17 protein-coding genes are annotated in these 14079 nt (G+C 72.7%); 10 read left to right on the forward strand and 7 right to left on the reverse strand.

Features of this window, described 5'->3' with window-relative positions:
• Nucleotides 1–63 precede the first annotated feature (63 nt).
• Nucleotides 64–744, forward strand: coding sequence for a DUF1214 domain-containing protein (locus ACZ6K0_RS19615; protein WP_469231079.1), 681 nt, complete (start codon nucleotides 64–66; stop codon nucleotides 742–744).
• Between the two features lie 12 nt (nucleotides 745–756).
• On the forward strand, nucleotides 757–945 hold the full coding sequence (locus tag ACZ6K0_RS19620; protein ID WP_469231081.1) for an antitoxin: 189 nt from the start codon (nucleotides 757–759) through the stop codon (nucleotides 943–945).
• 151 nt (nucleotides 946–1096) lie between these two features.
• Here ACZ6K0_RS19620 and ACZ6K0_RS19625 read toward each other — a convergent pair whose 3' ends face one another.
• Entirely contained in the window at nucleotides 1097–1699 is a 603-nt protein-coding gene (locus tag ACZ6K0_RS19625) for an MBL fold metallo-hydrolase (protein WP_150160163.1), read from the reverse strand.
• Nucleotides 1700–1863: 164 nt separating this feature from the next.
• On the opposite strand from ACZ6K0_RS19625, the gene ACZ6K0_RS19630 reads away from it, so the two are divergent.
• The 3 genes from ACZ6K0_RS19630 (at nucleotide 1864) to ACZ6K0_RS19640 (ending at nucleotide 4943) form a co-directional block, all read left to right on the forward strand.
• Nucleotides 1864–2778, forward strand: a complete 915-nt coding sequence (locus ACZ6K0_RS19630; protein ID WP_376398408.1) for a helix-turn-helix domain-containing protein — start codon at nucleotides 1864–1866, stop codon at nucleotides 2776–2778.
• Nucleotides 2779–3015: 237 nt separating this feature from the next.
• Complete coding sequence (locus ACZ6K0_RS19635; protein ID WP_376397399.1) at nucleotides 3016–4506, forward strand: glutamate/gamma-aminobutyrate antiporter GadC; 1491 nt, start codon at nucleotides 3016–3018, stop codon at nucleotides 4504–4506.
• The gene (locus ACZ6K0_RS19640; RefSeq protein ID WP_376397402.1) at nucleotides 4503–4943 is read left to right on the forward strand and encodes a hypothetical protein; all 441 of its coding nucleotides are present in this window, start codon (nucleotides 4503–4505) and stop codon (nucleotides 4941–4943) included. Before ACZ6K0_RS19635 ends, ACZ6K0_RS19640 begins: the two co-directional genes overlap by 4 nt.
• A gap of 47 nt (nucleotides 4944–4990) precedes the next feature.
• On the opposite strand, the gene ACZ6K0_RS19645 is transcribed toward ACZ6K0_RS19640, so the two are convergent.
• Complete coding sequence (locus ACZ6K0_RS19645) at nucleotides 4991–6382, reverse strand: hypothetical protein (protein ID WP_469231083.1); 1392 nt, start codon at nucleotides 6380–6382, stop codon at nucleotides 4991–4993.
• A 74-nt stretch (nucleotides 6383–6456) separates the two neighbouring features.
• Between ACZ6K0_RS19645 and ACZ6K0_RS19650 the strand changes: the two genes are divergently transcribed.
• Nucleotides 6457–7419: a D-2-hydroxyacid dehydrogenase family protein gene (locus ACZ6K0_RS19650; RefSeq protein ID WP_469231085.1), complete on the forward strand. Its 963-nt coding sequence runs from the start codon at nucleotides 6457–6459 to the stop codon at nucleotides 7417–7419.
• Between the two features lie 50 nt (nucleotides 7420–7469).
• On the opposite strand, the gene ACZ6K0_RS19655 is transcribed toward ACZ6K0_RS19650, so the two are convergent.
• Nucleotides 7470–8267 carry a CbtA family protein gene (locus ACZ6K0_RS19655; RefSeq protein WP_469231087.1) on the reverse strand — a complete coding sequence of 266 codons (798 nt, stop codon included), beginning with the start codon at nucleotides 8265–8267 and terminating at the stop codon, nucleotides 7470–7472.
• Between the two features lie 23 nt (nucleotides 8268–8290).
• The gene (locus ACZ6K0_RS19660; RefSeq protein WP_376397413.1) at nucleotides 8291–8518 is read right to left on the reverse strand and encodes a CbtB domain-containing protein; all 228 of its coding nucleotides are present in this window, start codon (nucleotides 8516–8518) and stop codon (nucleotides 8291–8293) included.
• Between the two features lie 332 nt (nucleotides 8519–8850).
• Here ACZ6K0_RS19660 and ACZ6K0_RS19665 point away from each other — a divergent pair, with 332 nt between their 5' ends.
• A complete protein-coding gene (locus tag ACZ6K0_RS19665) occupies nucleotides 8851–9465 on the forward strand; it encodes a histidine phosphatase family protein (protein WP_376397416.1) in 615 nt (204 codons plus the stop codon).
• A gap of 103 nt (nucleotides 9466–9568) precedes the next feature.
• Here the strand turns inward: ACZ6K0_RS19665 and ACZ6K0_RS19670 are convergent, their stop codons facing one another.
• Together ACZ6K0_RS19670 and ACZ6K0_RS19675 are read right to left on the reverse strand one after the other, a co-directional pair.
• The gene (locus ACZ6K0_RS19670; protein WP_056653345.1) at nucleotides 9569–9925 is read right to left on the reverse strand and encodes a GntR family transcriptional regulator; all 357 of its coding nucleotides are present in this window, start codon (nucleotides 9923–9925) and stop codon (nucleotides 9569–9571) included.
• A gap of 2 nt (nucleotides 9926–9927) precedes the next feature.
• A complete protein-coding gene (locus ACZ6K0_RS19675) occupies nucleotides 9928–10893 on the reverse strand; it encodes a DUF1648 domain-containing protein (protein WP_469231089.1) in 966 nt (321 codons plus the stop codon).
• 121 nt (nucleotides 10894–11014) lie between these two features.
• On the opposite strand from ACZ6K0_RS19675, the gene ACZ6K0_RS19680 reads away from it, so the two are divergent.
• Together ACZ6K0_RS19680 and ACZ6K0_RS19685 are read left to right on the forward strand one after the other, a co-directional pair.
• Nucleotides 11015–12022, forward strand: a complete 1008-nt coding sequence (locus ACZ6K0_RS19680) for a S8 family peptidase (protein WP_469231091.1) — start codon at nucleotides 11015–11017, stop codon at nucleotides 12020–12022.
• 48 nt (nucleotides 12023–12070) lie between these two features.
• On the forward strand, nucleotides 12071–13051 hold the full coding sequence (locus ACZ6K0_RS19685; protein WP_469231092.1) for a nucleoside hydrolase: 981 nt from the start codon (nucleotides 12071–12073) through the stop codon (nucleotides 13049–13051).
• 82 nt (nucleotides 13052–13133) lie between these two features.
• Here the strand turns inward: ACZ6K0_RS19685 and ACZ6K0_RS19690 are convergent, their stop codons facing one another.
• Complete coding sequence (locus ACZ6K0_RS19690) at nucleotides 13134–13571, reverse strand: MarR family winged helix-turn-helix transcriptional regulator (protein WP_376397429.1); 438 nt, start codon at nucleotides 13569–13571, stop codon at nucleotides 13134–13136.
• A gap of 92 nt (nucleotides 13572–13663) precedes the next feature.
• On the opposite strand from ACZ6K0_RS19690, the gene ACZ6K0_RS19695 reads away from it, so the two are divergent.
• On the forward strand, nucleotides 13664–14011 hold the full coding sequence (locus ACZ6K0_RS19695) for a DoxX family protein (RefSeq protein WP_469231094.1): 348 nt from the start codon (nucleotides 13664–13666) through the stop codon (nucleotides 14009–14011).
• Nucleotides 14012–14079 lie beyond the last annotated feature (68 nt).

Here is a 14079-nt window from a genome sequence, read left to right on the forward strand (position 1 = left end):
CCGAGCCCTGGTGGCTGGACACGTGGATGCCTCGTCAGGCGGGGCGGCGGAGTCGCGTCTAGCGTGGTCGGCTTCCGCACCCTCGACCCCGACCCCGTACGGGCCAAGGCCCTCGTCGACGCCGTCCGCATCCACCCGTACGGCGACGAGAGCGCCACGACCCGGCTGGTCTCCCCGGAGGGCCGTCCCTGGTCCGGGGACCAGCCGGGCGGTCTGGAGTACTGGGAGCGGCTGCACGACATCTACCAGCGCGAGACCGTCGACGAACGCGACCGGTTCTTCCTCGCCATGCTGAAGCAGCTCGGCATCGAGAAGGGGAAGCCGTTCGCGCCCGACGAGCGGCTGGTCCGCATCCTGACCCGGGCCAGTGCCGTCGGCGAGCTCATGGCGAAGACGAACTCCTTCGCCAAGCGCTTCCCCGGTGACCGCTACTGGCCCGACCGGCAGTGGGACCTCGTCCAGATGATGGACCGCTCCGACCAGCGGGGTGACCGCGGTTCGCGCGACGACGAGCTGGTGTACGAGGACGACGGCTCCGTCCTCCTCCACTTCGGGCCCGAGCCGCCCGCGTCCGGCGAGACGAACTGGGTGCAGACCGTCCCCGGCCGCCACTGGTTCGCCTACACCCGCTTCTACGGGCCCCTGGAGCCGTACTTCGAGCGGTCCTGGAAGCTCGGCGACGTCACGTCTCCGGATGCGGAAGTTCCGCATGGCCGCGATGCTGGGGGCGTCGGCTTTTCATGAGGAGGACACGCAATGTCCATGCTCGACAAGCTCAAGGGCATGCTCAAGGGCCATGAGGACACCGCACGTCAGGGTGTCGAGAAGGCGGGCGACGCCGTCGACGCCAAGACGGGCAACAAGTACGCGGGCCAGGTCGATACGGCCCAGCAGAAGATCAACGAGCAGCTGGGCACGCAGGAGCAGCCACCGGCCAAGGAGTAGCCCGGCCGGGGACTGGCCCGGCCAGGACTGGCCCGGCCAAGGAGCAGCCCGACCGGGGAGTAGCCCGGCCAGGAGCGGCCCTCCGCCCGAACGACCGACCGAGGCCCCGGGGGGCAGTCCCCCGGGGCCTCGGTCGTTCGGGTCGGTGGTGTCAGCGCGGCGCCGTGTCGTCCGCCGGGAAGGCCGGGCCGTGGCCGGGGACGATGACGTCCGCGGCGGCGAGCACCCGGAGTCGGGAGTCGCGCAGGACCGTGTGGTCCGGGGCGACCGGGTCGTCCACGGGGCCGTTCGGCCGCCACCACAGGTCGCCCACGAAGGCGACGACGTCCGTGTCGGTGCCCGCGAGGAGCGTGATGTCCTCGCGGCTGTGGCCGGGCGTCCGGATCAGGCGGAGCGACGGGGTGAGTTCGTAGCCCTCGGCGTCCCGGTCGGTCCACTGGTCGTTCTCGTAGATCGCGTGGTGGTCGTGGACGCGCGCCCGGCCGAAGAGGCCGACGTTCATGGTGTTGTCCGGGTGGTGGTGGCTGAGCACGACGTCGGTGATGTCGTCGGGGCCGAGGCCCAGTTCGGCGAGCGGGCCGAGGATCCGGTCGCGGCCGGCCACCATGCCGGGGTCGACGATCACGTGCCGGTCGCCGTCGTGCACGTAGGAGACGGTGGCGGCGACCCCCGGGCCGGTGGAGAGGGTGTAGCCGGTGGTCAGGACCGTGTAGCGGGCGGTGCGGCCGCGCAGTGCGTCGTCGTTGGTGTTCATGGACCCAAGTCTTCGCTTCCGGCGGCCCCTTCACGAGTGGCCGTGCTGCCACCGATCGCGTGAATCGTGCCAGCCGGGCCGGCCGGTCCGGCCCGGGGCCGTGCCACACTCCTGGAGTGCCGCCCTTCGTGACCGTCGCCGCCTACGCCCCGCCCGGCGTCGGCATGCTCGGCGCCGGCATCGTCTCCGAGGTGTTCGACTTCCGCGGACAGGGCCTGCCGCGCTTCGACTTCGCCCTCTGCACCGACCGGCCCGGCCGGGTCCGCACCGATGTCGGACTGCCGCTCGTCGTCGAGGACGGCCTGGACCGGCTCGCCTCGGCCGACCTCGTCATCGCCCTGCCCTGGGCCGACTTCCGTACGCCCCCGGCACCCGCCGTGCTCGACGCGCTGACCACCGCCCACGGGCGCGGCGCGCTGGTCGCGGCCCACTGCGTCGGCGCCTTCGCGCTCGCCGCGGCCGGGCTCCTCGACGGCCGGCGGGCGACCACCCACTGGCGGTTCGCCGGCCTCCTCGCCGAGCGCCACCCGGACGTCACCGTCGACCCCGACGCCCTGTACGTGGACGAGGGCAGCGTCGCCACGGGCGCGGGCGCCGCCGCCGGCTTCGACCTGTGCCTGCACCTCCTGCGCCGCGAGTACGGCGCCACGACGGCCAACGCCATCGCCCGGGACCTGGTGCTTCCCTCCCACCGGGACGGCGGCCAGGCCCAGTACCTGGCCACCCCCGTACCCGAGGACAGTCAGGACGAGCGGCTCTCCGAGGTCCTCGCCTGGGCCCGGGAGCATCTCCACGAGCCGCTCCCCGTCGCCGAGTTGGCCCGCCGGGCCCTGATGAGCCGGCGTTCCTTCGCCCGCCGGTTCGCCGCCTCCACGGGGACCACCCCGCACGCCTGGCTGCTCGGGCTGCGCCTCAGCCGCGCCGAGGAGCTCCTGGAGACGACGGACCTGCCGGTCGAGGAGATCGCCCGCGCGGTCGGCTTCGGCAGCGCGGCCGTGCTGCGCGCCCAGTTCGTCCGCCGCCGGGGCGTCCCGCCCCGCTCGTACCGCCGGTCCTTCACCCGCACGCCCGCCGGCTGAGGCCCGGCCGAGGCCCTTGCTGAGGCCCGGCCGAGGGCCGCCTGAGGGCTGCCCGAGGCCCGCCCGAAGGCCGCCCGAAGGCCCGCCTGAAGGCCCGCCCGAAGGCCGCCCAAGACCCGCCCGAAGGGCCGCCCGAGGGGCAACACGCCGAAGGGCTAGCCCGGACGGGTGCCACCGGTTGCCGCACCCCACCCGCCGATCGAGCCTGGGGGGATCGTGTGACCGATGGGAGGGCCCATGAGCAGCCTCGACACCCCGGCCGAAGTGCCCAGACCGCGTGCGGCGGCGGCGACGCCCGCCGCGCCCACCACCATGACCTGGGTGACACTCGCCCTGATGACGACCGCCTCGGTGGCGAGCCTGCGGGCCGCGCCCACCATGGCCATCTACGGCCTGGCGTGCGTCTTCCTCTACCTCGTCCCGGCCGTGGTCTTCCTGCTGCCGACGGCGCTGGTCTCCGCCGAGCTCGCCTCCGGCTGGAACGGCGGCGTCTACCGCTGGGTCTCCGAGGGGCTGTCCAAGCCGCTCGGATTCCTCGCGGTCTGGTGCCAGTTCGCGATGACGATCTTCTACTACCCGAGCCTGCTGGCCTTCGTGGCCTCCACGATCGCGTACGTCATCGACCCGTCCCTGGCCTCCAACGGCGTCTACACCGCGATCGTCATCATGGTCCTGTACTGGACCGGCGTCTGGGTCTCCTCACGCGGGACGAAGGCCCTCGCGGGACTGTCCAGTTGGGGCCTGATCATCGGGACGCTCGTACCCGGCACGATCCTCGTCGTCCTCGGCATGGTCTTCCTGGGCCAGGGCAACCCGTCGGCCGCCCCCATGAACGCCGACCACCTGCTGCCGCAGTGGACGGGCCTCGCCAGCCTCGTCCTGATCGTCAACAACTTCCTGTCGTACTCCGGCATGGAGATGAACGCCGTCCACGTCTCCTCGCTGAAGAACCCCGGCAAGGAGTACCCGAAGTCGATGTTCCTGGCCGTGTGCCTGGTGCTGCTGATCTTCATCCTGCCCGCGCTCGCGATCAGCTGGGTCGTCCCCGCGGACCAGCTCAGCCTCACCGCGGGCGTCATGCAGGCCTTCGACGCGTTCTTCTCGTACTTCGACATCGGCTGGATGACGCCGATCGCCGCCGTCATGCTGATCTCCGCGTCCCTGGCCGGCATGCTCACCTGGCTCGCCGGGCCGTCGAAGGGCCTCCTGGAGATCTCCCGCCACGAGGGCTACCTGCCGCCGTTCCTGCAGCAGCTCAACAAGTTCGGCGTCCAGCAGAACATCCTGGTCACCCAGGGCGTCGTGACCTCGATCATCGCCCTGATGTACGCGCTCATCCCCAACGTGTCGAGCGTCTACTGGATCTTCTCCACCATCACCACGCAGGTCTATCTCATCGTCTACCTGCTGATGTTCGCCGCCGCGATGCGGCTGCGGAAGACCCATCCCGACCATCCGCGCGGCTACCGGGCACCCGCCCTCGGACTGATCTGCACGGTCGGCCTGCTCTCCTCGCTCGCGGCCCTCGCCATCGGCTTCGTACCGCCGTCCCAGTTCGGCGGCGGCAGCGTCTGGGCGTACGCCCTCTTCATCGCCAGCGGCCTGCTCGTCCTCGGGTTCCTCATCCCCTGGGCCTTCCTGAAGTTCCGCAAGCCGAGCTGGCGCACCGTCGAAGCCGCGGCCGGCCCGTCGGGCGCGGGCGCGTCGACCGAGGGAGACCGGTCATGAGCCCCACCCGATACGCCTCCGAGCACAAGTGGATCTACTGGGGCGCGATCGTGATCCTCGTCGGCCTCGCCGTCACCGGGGTGATCAAGTACACGGCGGTCACGACGAGCAACGAGTCCCTCGCCAAGGCCAACCAGCTCCAGAACGAACTCCTTGAGGCCGGCTACTCCGCGCCGCCAGACACCGACACCATCGAGGCGCTGCTCGGCACGAACGGCGGTCCGGTCTGCGAGGCGCCGGGCAACGCCCTGCAGACCGCGCTCTGGAAGATCGGCCAGTCGAACGGCACCACCGGCCCCGGCCAGCGGCCCGTCATCTCCGACACGAAGGCCATCGAGGCCGAGCGGATCGTGCTGCAGGTCTACTGCCCCGACCAGCTCGACGACTTCGACGACGCCGTGGAGGACCTGAAGACGGACGACACCGTACGGCGCTGACACCGCCGTACGGCGCTGATCCCGGACACCCCCCCGAAGAAGGAGCCTCACGCCACCGGCTGAGGCTCCTTCTCATGCGCGTCCCCGTCGTGCGACTCCTCCGCCAGGAAGGCCACCACCGCCAGCGCGAAGAGCAGACCGAGGGCGAGGCCCAGCACGACCCAGCCCGTGGGGTGCGGCCAGAAGACGCAGGACAGGGCCGCCGCCGCGACGAGGATCCAGGTGATCCAGGTGCGGTACCGGCGGACGAACGGCCCCACCGGGCCCGTCCGCAGGCCCGCGCGGTCCGCGGTGCCGCGGGTCGCGGAGATGCCCGAGTCCCAGAGGCCGCGGGCGAGGGTCGCCGGGCGGCTGGGCCCGGAGATCCAGGCGGCGAGCGCGATCAGCACGCCCAGCGTCACGAACACCCGCACCGAGGTGCGGAGATACCGGACCAGGGTGTCGTAGACGGCACCGGCGGCGGCCGGGGAGACCCCGGACGGCAGGGCGTTGAGATAGACCGTACGGAAGACGGTGAGGGCGATGCCGAGGACCAGGGCCGCCACCGCGATCCCCAGCGCCCCGGCGACCAGGGCGCGGCGCCGGCGCACGGCCAGCAGGACACCGCCGGCGACCAGCAGCACCGAGATCACCGGCAGCCACACGCCCATCACCTGGAGCAGGGAGAAGCCCGTCTTCACCTTGCCGATGTCGTCGGCCTGGAGCACGGTGAAGTCGGTGTGGACCTCGGGGATCTTCCCCGCGACCGTCAGACCCGAGTCGACGAGCCGCTCCTTCACCCGGTCGATCACGGGCGCCAGGTCGATCGTGACCTTGTCCGTCTCGATCTTCACGGCGCCGTCGTCACTGCCGGTCAGGGCCCGGTCGAGGGAGGTGTGGATCGCCCGGTTGGCATCGATCCAGATCGTCTCGAAGGCCGGGGAGGCCACCACGTCCTGCGCCCGGTCGTGGACGAAGCTGCCGACCGCGCTCTCCAGGGAGTCCCCCAGTTTGCCCAGGGCCTTCTCCAGGAGCGGCCGCTGCTCCGGGGCCACGCCCTCCAGGAGCGAGTTCAGGTCGATGTGCTCCATGACGGCGGTCGTCACCCGGTTCGCGACGGCCTCCTGGACGGCCGGGTCGGAGGCGAGCGGGGTGACCGTCTGCACGTACCGGTCGGTGTCGCCGACGATGTCCGACGTCCAGGCGGCGACGATGCCCAGCGGCGTCAGGACGCAGCCGATGACGACGAGCAGGGCGGCGCAGAACGAGCGGAGGCGGTGATGGGGCGGCCGGGGCGTCTGCGCACCCGCCGCGCTCGCCTCCAGGGCCGCGATCCGGGCCCGGAGCGCCGCCAGATCGTCACCGCCGGCACGGTCGGCACCGCCGTCACCGCCGTCACCGTCAGCACCGTCGGCACCCCTGTCCTTGGCATCCACGGCACCCACTCCTCGCAGCGACATCCCACAGAGAGATAAATCAGGGCAATTCTCCGTGGGGTGAGCGGCTTTGTCGCGCGGAGGGCGATCATGCGGTCATGAACCTGCCGCGCTGCGCCGTACTCGACGACTACCAGGGTGTCGCCCTCTCCTCCGCCGACTGGAGCCCGCTCGCCGGCCGGGTCGAGGTCCGCGCGCTGCGCGAGCACCTCGCCGACCGGGACGCGCTCGTCGCCGCCGTCGAGGACTGCGAGATCCTCGTCGTCATGCGGGAGCGGACCCCCGTCGACGCCGCCCTCCTCGACCGGCTCCCCCGGCTCCGGCTGCTCGTCACCTCCGGGCTGCGCAACGCCTCGATCGACGTCGCCGCCGCCCGCGCCCGGGGCATCACCGTCTGCGGGACGGCCAGCAGTCCCGAGCCGCCCACCGAGCTCACCTGGGCCCTGCTCCTGGGCCTCGCCCGGCACGTACGGACCGAGGCGCAGGCGCTGCGCGAGGGCGGGCCCTGGCAGTCCACCGTCGGCGCCGACCTGGCCGGCCGGACCCTCGGCCTCGTCGGACTCGGCAAGATCGGCGGCCGGGTCGCCCGGATCGGTCTCGCCTTCGGCATGGACGTCCTCGCCTGGAGCCCGAACCTGACGGAGGAGCGGGCCGCGGAGCACGGCGTACGGCTCGCGAAGGACCGGCGGGAGCTGCTCGGGAACAGCGACTTCGTCTCCCTGCACCTGGTGCTGTCCGACCGCACGCGGGGCCTGATCGGGGAGCCGGAGCTGCGGGCGATGCGCCCGTCCGCGTACCTCGTCAACACCTCACGGGCGGGGCTCGTCGACGGCGGGGCGCTGCTGCGGGCGCTGCGCGAGGGGTGGATCGCGGGGGCCGGGCTCGACGTCTTCGCGACGGAGCCACTGCCGGCCGACGACCCGCTGCGGTCGCTGCCGAACGTCCTGGCGCTGCCCCACCTCGGGTACGTGACGGAGGGCAACTACGCCCGCTACTTCGGGCAGGCGGTCGAGGACATCGAGGCGTACCTGGCGGGCGCTCCGGTGCGCGAGCTGGGCTGAACGCACGGGTGCCCTGCCCCGTACGCGTACGGGACAGGGCATGCCGTGTCTCAGGCCGGGACCGTCTCCGCGGTCGCGGCGCGGGGCGCGGCCGGGGCGAGCAGCCGCTCCGCCAGGGTGCCGAAGGCGACGGCGAAGACCGCCCACAGGACCGCCTGGATCCCGAGGGTGGCGAGCCGGAACTCCCACAGCACGGCTGCCGGGAAGCCGGCCTGCACCGCGTCGTCGTTGCCCGGCAGGACCGCGCAGGCGAGGGCGACGGCGGCGACGAAACCGGCGCCGGCGACGAGGGTCGCGTTCCAGTTGCCGAGGCGCGGGGCGAGGCGGCGGCCGGCGATGACGGCGGCGACGCCGAGCAGCACGCTCAGCAGGATCATCAGGAAGAAGAGCGTGGTGCGCTTCCCGATGGTGTCCGGGTTGCCGACGGCCGGCGGGGTCGCCGGGTACTTCAGGAACGGCACGAGGTACACGGTCGTGAAGGCGGCGGCCGCGACGAGCGCGGCGGTCGCCTTCGGCGTGAACCGGCCGACGCGTCCCAGGACGAAGGAGAACGCGAGGGAGGCGATGCCGCCGAGCGCGACACCGTAGACGAGGACGCCGGTGGCGAGCCCGGCCGTGGACTGGACGTCCCGGCTGACGAGCTCCTCCTCCGCCTCCCCGGCGGCGGCCGCCGCCCCGTGGCCCGCGTGCGCGGCCTGGGCGGCGGCCTCCTCGACGGCGATCGAGGCGTCGACGGACGGCTCGCCGACGGCGTACGCGACGACGAAGGCGAACAATCCGGCGATCAGGCCCGCGAGCATGCCGCGGACCAGGAGTCTCCTCACGGTGGAGGACGACGTGTCAGACATGTGCGTGAGCTCCTCTACCGCGATCAGTGGCAGGGGAAGCCGAGCAGATGACGACCGTCGTGGACCCACTCGTGGACATCGCTGCCCGCGAAGACGGAGAGGGCGCCCTGCTCGGCGCCGACGAAGTAGAGCGCGACCAGTGCCAGGAGCCCGGCGAACAGGGCCCAGGGCAGCACGGTGCGGACCGGCAGGGAAACCGGCAGCGCGACGGGGGTGGTGGGGATGACGGACGGGGCGACGGCCTCGGCCATGGCGGAACCTCCTCGGGAACTCGCGTCCCATAACGGTGGTGCGCGACGACGGTCGTCGGGTCTGACTCGCCGGGTCCCGGGCATGCCGGGTCGGCTCACAGTGGCGCGACCGTGCCGGTTTCTCACCGGACTTCCGTCTCGCCGTCGTCGGTTGTGGAATTGTCGCCGTGACCGTACCGCGCGGGCCGCAGCGCGGGAAGGGCGCATGGGCGCCCGATCGACCACTGAGGGATGAATCACCCGTGAACGCACCACCCGTGAACGCTTCCTCCGTGCACGCACCACCAGCGGACGCGCCACCCGCGGACGCGCCACCCGCGGGCGCGCCACCGGTGGACGCATCACCCGCGGACGCCTCCGCCGGTGATGCGTCACCCGCCGGCCCGCCTCCGCCCGAGCGGACCGTACGGCTCGTTCTCGTCGCCCCCGCGATGAACGCGGCCCTGCGCGAGGCCCGCTTCGACGACGGCTCCCCGGTGGAGCCGGCGAGCGCCGACCGGGTGTGCCTCGGACGGGGGGTCCGGCTGTTCACCTCGCCGTCCCCGCGCTGCCGGGGCACGGCCGAACTCCTCGGCCTGACGGGGGCCGTCGCCGAACCGGCGCTCGCGGGCTGCGCGATGGGCCGGTGGCGGGGCCGCCGCCTGGACGAACTCGCCGCCGAGGAGCCGGAGTCGGTGGCGGCCTGGCTCGCCGACCCCGACGCCGTCCCGCACGGCGGCGAGTCCCTGCGCTCCCTGTGGGACCGGGTCGCCGCCTGGATGGACGCCCTGGAGCCGGGCACCGTCTGGGCCGTCGCCGAGCCGGACGTGATCCGGGCGGCCGCCGCGCACGCCCTCGGCGCGCCCGGGGCGGCCTTCTGGCGTCTGGACGTGCGCCCCCGGTCGTCCGTCGAGCTCACCGGCCGCTCGGGCCGCTGGAACGTCGGGATCGGCTCCGTACTCGGCTGAGGCTGTACGCGTCTCAGTCGAGGCTGGTACGCGGCCTCAGCTGACGCTGGTACGCGCCTCAGCCGAGACCGGTACGCGGCCTCAGCTGACGCCGGTACGCGCCTCAGCCGAGGCTCGTACGCGCCAGCTCCAGGAACTCCGCCTCCGTCAGGCCCAGTTCGCGGGCCTCCGCCGCCGCCTCGCGCAGCCGGGAGACCAGACGGGCGCGGTCGGGCGCGGCGACGCCGGGGACGATGACGGCGCCGCGGCCCCGGCGGAGTTCGATGAGGCCCTCCTCGCGGAGCCGCTGGTAGCCGCGGAGGACGGTGTGGACGTTGACCCCGAGGGAGTCCGCGAGCTCCCGGGCGGCCGGGAGGCGTTCACCGGGCTCGGCGGAACCGTCGGCGAGCGCCCCGCGGACGCACGCGGCGATCTGGTCGCCGAGGGGGACGGAGGAGGCGGGGTCGACGCGGAAGAGCACGGTCAGACCCTCCCATGCCGCTCGACCAGCGTGTTCAGGAGGGCGGCGGCGGTCCGGGCGTCGGGCACGGTCACCGCGAACTCGCGGCCGCTCCCCCTGCGGACGACGAGGGCCTCGCCGGAGCGCAGCACGACGCCCGTCCGGTGGGCCCGGACGCGGTAGCCCCAGCCGCCGAAATCGGCGACGGCGTCGATCTCGCGGACGCTCGCGCCCTCCACCGCGTCGAGCGGGACGCGGACCCGGGGGCGGGGGACGAGGGCGGAGCGGACGGTGAGGCCGTGCCGGTCGACGACGACCCGGACCCGGGCGAGGGCGAGCCCCGGCACGCCGATGACGAGACCGAGCAGGCCGATCAGGGCGCCGGGCCAGGTGGCGACGAGCAGGACGGCCGGGGCGGAGGCGAGGACGAGGACGGCGAGGACGGTGAGCGCCCGCGAGCCGGTGTCCTTGGACCACCCGGCGGCCTCGCCGGCGGCGAGCGGAAGCCGGGGACCACCGGCCGCCCCCTCCGCAGCCTCCCCGGACTCCACGCCCTTCTCGGGCTCGTCGGGGACGAGTGCGGTCAGCGCCCACCCCGCGACACCGGTCACGACCGCCACGACCAGCGCCAGCCCGAGGCCGGTACCGGCGGCAAAGACCACGGCATCCGCGTCGTCGACGAGGTTGGCGCGGAGGACTTGGACGAAGAGCCCGCCGGCGAAGCCCGCGGTGGCCCAGGCCGTCCACAGGAACCGGCGCCGGACGATCAGGGCCGCGCCGGTGGCGAGGCCGAGGAACAGGGCCGTGGTGATGAGGACGTAGGCGGTCGTGCCGGTCCAGCCGTCGGCCTCTCCCCCGAAGGAGAAGTGGGTGGCGAGCTCGGCGGGCAGCTCGTCGCGCCGGCGGGCGAGGAGCAGCAGGTGGACGGCGAGGGCGAGGACGAAGGGGAGCGCGGCGAGCGCGCGGAGACGAGGTGTGGCACGGTGCATGAAAACCTCCCTTGTTCGCACTCTACTAGAACAATGCGGGTTTCTGTCGAAGGATCTTCGAGATGCGAGCACTCCGAACGGGTTGTTGACTGTCCCAAACGCCGACAAATGGGGAGACTTCATGCGCCGCCGCCGGCCCGCCACCGCCACCTTTGCCGCCCTCACCGCCCTCGCCGCGCTCACCGCCGCGTTCGCCACCGGCTGCGGCAGCGACGACGACGACCAGCCCGACCCGCTGCGGGGCCAGCAGTGGGGGCTCGACGCGCTCAACATGCCGGACGCGTGGTCCGTGTCGAAGGGCGAGGACACGGTCATCGCCGTCGTCGACACCGGCGTCGACCTCGACCACCCGGACCTCAAGGGGCGCCTCGTCGACGGCTACGACTTCGTCGACAACGACACGGAGCCGAAGGACCTCAACGGCCACGGCACGCATGTCTCCGGCATCGCCGCCGCCCACACCGAGAACGGCATCGGGGTCGCGGGCGGCGCGCCCGGCCCCAAGATCATGCCGGTGCGGGTGCTCGGCGCCGACGGCAGCGGGACCGATGCCAACATCACCAAGGGCATCGTGTGGGCCGCCGACCACGGCGCCCACGTCATCAACCTCTCCCTGGGCGAGTCCGGCCTGATGGCCCGCCTCCTCAAGGGCGGCGTCCTCAACCAGGCCATCACCCACGCCAACAACAAGGGCGCGGTCGTGGTCGCCGCAGCGGGCAACGACTCCACCGCGCTCCAGCCGTACAAGATCGACACCCCGGTCCTCGTCGTCAACGCCGCCGACCAGACCGGCTCCCCCGCGTCCTTCACCAACTTCGGCGCGCAGAACGCCGTGACGGCCCCCGGCGTCGACATCCTCTCCACGCTCCCCACCTACACGTCGAAGGAGACCCTGAAGAACCTCTCCGGGTACGGAAAGCTCTCCGGTACGTCGATGGCCACGCCGTACGTCTCCGCCGTGGCCGCGCTCCTGCACCACCAGGGCCTGGACCCCGCCGCGATCATGCAGACCATCCGCGACACGGCGGCCAACCCGCAGAAGCTCGCCAAACTGGGCCTCGGGAACGTCGACGCGGCGGCGGCGGTGAAGTCGGCGCAGACGGCGCAGGCCGCCAAGAACAAGGGATGACCCGGAAGGGTCCGTGACGGCGCCCGCTCCCTGTGGGACGGTGGAGACATGCCCGTACCCGTGATCCTCGACTGCGATCCCGGCCACGACGACGCCTTCAACATCCTGCTGGCCGCCGCCCACCCCGGCGTGGACCTCCTCGCGATCACCACCGTCGCGGGCAACCAGTCGGTCGACAAGACCACGCTCAACGCGCGCCGGATGTGCGAGGCCGCCGGAATCAGGGGCGTGCCGATCGCTGCGGGCGCCGCGGGCCCCCTGCACGCCCGGCAGCGGGGCGCGCCGCTCATCGCCGAGAACATCCACGGCGGCTCGGGGCTCGACGGCCCGAACTGGGAATCCGGCCCGGGCGCGGGCTTCGGCACGGACGAGCCGACCGTGCCGCAGGACCCGCGCGACGCGCTCACGCTCCTCCGGGACACCCTGATGCGCCACCCGGCCCCCGTCACCCTCGTCCCGACGGGCCCCCTGACGAACATCGCGACGCTGCTCCTCGCGCACCCGCGGCTGACGGACCGCATCGAGCGGATCGTCCTGATGGGCGGGTCGGTGGAGCGCGGAAACACCACGCCCGCCGCCGAGTTCAACATCCTCTGCGACCCGGAGGCGGCGGACATCGTCTTCGCCTGCGGAGTGCCGGTGACGATGTTCGGCCTCAACGCCACCCACCAGGTGCGGGCCACCCCCGAGGTCATCGCCCGGATCGCGGCTCTCGGCACCCCGCTGAGCCGGCTGTGCGTGGAGCTGCTCACCTACTTCGCGTCGACCTACCGCGAGGTGTACGGCTTCGACGCACCCCCGCTGCACGACCCGCTGACGGTGGCCCACCTCATCGACCCGTCACTGGTCAGCCTGGTCCGGGCGGCGGTGCGGGTGGAACTGACGGGGACGTGGACGCGGGGCGCGACGGTCGTCGACCTGAACGGCGTGACGGGCCTGCCTCCGAACGCGGAGGTGGGGATGGAGGTCGACGCGGCGGGCTTCTGGGACCTGATCGTGGAAGCGGTAAGGGTCCTGGGCACCCCCTAGAAGGCACCCACCACAAGGCACCCACCACAAGACATCTACCCTCCGACGTCCATCGGTCCGTCCCGCCTACCCGCCTACCCGCCTACCCGCACTCGTGATCGGCGGGATCGACGACGACGCGGTCCAACAGACCGCGCAGCAGGACCTGTTCGGCCTCGGTCAGATCCCCGAACAGCTCGCGCTCCGCGGCGCCCACCGCCGCGTCGACCCGTTCGAGGGCCTCGGTGCCCGCCGGGGTGATCTCGACGATGTGCCGCCGCCGGTCGGCGGGATCGCGCCGCCGCTCGGCCAGGCCGTCAATCTCCAACTCATTGAGAATCGCGACGAGTTGACTGGGGTCGATCTCCATCACGGAGGCCAGCTCGCGCTGGCTCATGGCCCCCGGGGCGAGCTGCATCAACGTCATCGCGTTCCGCGGGTGCAGGCCCACGACACCCAGGGCCGCGCGAATGCGCGCACCGGTGAGCTCCCCCCGGAAGGAGAGGAGGAAGCCGAGGCGATCGGTGGGATGTGCTGCCATGCCGTCCACGGTAACAGCGGCCCCATTGTGGAGCCAGGACAATCGTTGATACCGTTCAACGATTGCCCTGCCGCCACCATAGGAGCCCGTCCATGTTCATCGGCTACGCCGTCGTCGCCGCGCTGCTCGCCTTCGCCCTCTCCGCCTCGGCCTTCCTGACCTTCACGCGCAACCCGCAGATCACCGGCAACATGACCAAGCTGGGCGTGCCCGAGTCCTGGCTCCCCTGGCTCGCGACGGCGAAGTCGGCCGGCGCACTCGGCCTCCTCGCGGGCCTCGCCGTCCCCGCGCTCGGCGTGGCGGCGGCCATCGGCGTGACGCTCTACTTCGCGGGCGCCGTGATCACCCACCTCCGCGCGAAGGACTACGAACTGGCCCCGCCGGCGGTCCTCACCCTCATCGCGACGGCCGCCCTGATCCTGCGCATAGCCTCCGCCTGAGCGGGCAGGGCGTGCGCGGGCATGCCGAAGGCCCCGTCCACCGACCCCCGTGCGGTGAGCGGGGCCTT

The sequence above is a fragment of the Streptomyces sp. NPDC042346 genome, assembly GCF_055581845.1.

Excerpts from the sequence above, each read along its gene's own strand:
- ACZ6K0_RS19620 (WP_469231081.1), top strand. The coding sequence starts at position 757 with ATGTCCATGCTCGACAAGCTCAAGGGCATGCTCAAGGGCCATGAGGAC.
- ACZ6K0_RS19690 (WP_376397429.1), bottom strand. The coding sequence starts at position 13,571 with ATGGCAGCACATCCCACCGATCGCCTCGGCTTCCTCCTCTCCTTCCGG.
- ACZ6K0_RS19630 (WP_376398408.1), top strand. The coding sequence starts at position 1,864 with ATGCTCGGCGCCGGCATCGTCTCCGAGGTGTTCGACTTCCGCGGACAG.
- ACZ6K0_RS19625 (WP_150160163.1), bottom strand. The coding sequence starts at position 1,699 with ATGAACACCAACGACGACGCACTGCGCGGCCGCACCGCCCGCTACACG.
- ACZ6K0_RS19685 (WP_469231092.1), top strand. The coding sequence starts at position 12,071 with ATGCCCGTACCCGTGATCCTCGACTGCGATCCCGGCCACGACGACGCC.
- ACZ6K0_RS19635 (WP_376397399.1), top strand. The coding sequence starts at position 3,016 with ATGAGCAGCCTCGACACCCCGGCCGAAGTGCCCAGACCGCGTGCGGCG.
- ACZ6K0_RS19695 (WP_469231094.1), top strand. The coding sequence starts at position 13,664 with ATGTTCATCGGCTACGCCGTCGTCGCCGCGCTGCTCGCCTTCGCCCTC.
- ACZ6K0_RS19645 (WP_469231083.1), bottom strand. The coding sequence starts at position 6,382 with ATGTCGCTGCGAGGAGTGGGTGCCGTGGATGCCAAGGACAGGGGTGCC.
- ACZ6K0_RS19675 (WP_469231089.1), bottom strand. The coding sequence starts at position 10,893 with ATGCACCGTGCCACACCTCGTCTCCGCGCGCTCGCCGCGCTCCCCTTC.
- ACZ6K0_RS19650 (WP_469231085.1), top strand. The coding sequence starts at position 6,457 with ATGAACCTGCCGCGCTGCGCCGTACTCGACGACTACCAGGGTGTCGCC.
- ACZ6K0_RS19655 (WP_469231087.1), bottom strand. The coding sequence starts at position 8,267 with ATGTCTGACACGTCGTCCTCCACCGTGAGGAGACTCCTGGTCCGCGGC.
- ACZ6K0_RS19660 (WP_376397413.1), bottom strand. The coding sequence starts at position 8,518 with ATGGCCGAGGCCGTCGCCCCGTCCGTCATCCCCACCACCCCCGTCGCG.
- ACZ6K0_RS19640 (WP_376397402.1), top strand. The coding sequence starts at position 4,503 with ATGAGCCCCACCCGATACGCCTCCGAGCACAAGTGGATCTACTGGGGC.
- ACZ6K0_RS19680 (WP_469231091.1), top strand. The coding sequence starts at position 11,015 with ATGCGCCGCCGCCGGCCCGCCACCGCCACCTTTGCCGCCCTCACCGCC.